General features: G+C 30.4%; 1 pseudogene. It reads left to right on the forward strand.

The features are described 5' to 3' along the window. Positions 1–449 (forward strand): annotated as a pseudogene (locus L8X33_RS08660) (hypothetical protein); the annotation flags it as partial. Positions 450–616: the final 167 nt, after the last annotated feature.

Below are 616 nucleotides of genomic sequence, written 5' to 3' on the forward strand. Positions count from 1 at the left end.
TAAATGTTTATCAATTTAATTTTGATGCATGGGGAAAAATATATAAAGCCTTAAGAAGTGACATAGTTGAGGGTAAGATAAAAGATCCAAGGGATGTAGATTCTACTTATGAAAGCAGAAGAGAATTTGATCGTTATATGGATGGGTATCAAAATGGTATGACAATTAATTACCATGTAGATATAAATAATTATAGAAGCGAAGAATCGGCTAAATTATTTATGGATTCATTGGTATTGGAGGCCAAACTCGCAGCTCTAACTCCACCTCAAGGCTATCCTAATGCACCTTATTATTTTAGTCCAGAAAGATTAGAATGGGATTATAAAAATTATCAATTAGATAAACTCCTTGATCCAAGAATTCCCGCCATATATAGATATAATTTTCCAGAGGAACTTCGAGCTAAAATACTAGCTTATGCTAAAGAACATAATATAAAAGAGTAAAAATAATGAATTTCATTAGCCACTACTATAATCATGGAAGATGGTTTGTATATAGGATGAAAGGATAAATAATGAGTGAAACTTATGAAATTTATACACCTAATGGCGGTATATTAGATGTAGAAAAAAAAACGAATAAAATTTTATTATATGATGGGGGAGCTAAG

Origin of the sequence: Campylobacter sp. CNRCH_2014_2849, assembly GCF_025772845.1 — a bacterium.
In the GTDB taxonomy this organism is placed as follows: domain Bacteria; phylum Campylobacterota; class Campylobacteria; order Campylobacterales; family Campylobacteraceae; genus Campylobacter_D; species Campylobacter_D lari_D.